The organism is Belnapia sp. AC561 (genome assembly GCF_979252845.1).
Window position 1 is genome coordinate 1 of sequence record NZ_CEEDBP010000238.1, and the last position, 270, is coordinate 270.

Genomic DNA, 270 nt, shown 5'->3' on the forward strand with positions numbered 1-270 from the left:
AGGGCTCGACCATCGTCGATGCCGATGGCACCACCTACCTCGATGCCATGGCCGGGCTTTGGTGCGTCAACAACGGCTATGGCCGGGCGGAGCTGGCGCAGATCGCCGCCGAGCAGATGCAGGCGATCGCCTACTCCCCGCACACGGGGATGAACCTGCCGGCGGCGCAGCTGGCCGAGCAGCTCAACACGCTGATGGGCGGCGACTACCACCGCTACTTCGTCAACTCCGGCTCCGAGGCGACCGAGGCCGGCTTCAAGATCGCCCGGC

The 270-nt window shown here is 68.1% G+C and carries 1 protein-coding gene; it reads left to right on the top strand.

Annotation, left to right across the window (positions count from 1 at the left end; all coding sequences use genetic code 11):
- A partial coding sequence (locus AC0IW9_RS30915) for an aminotransferase class III-fold pyridoxal phosphate-dependent enzyme (protein ID WP_471652124.1) occupies positions 1-270 on the top strand: 270 nt, incomplete at both ends.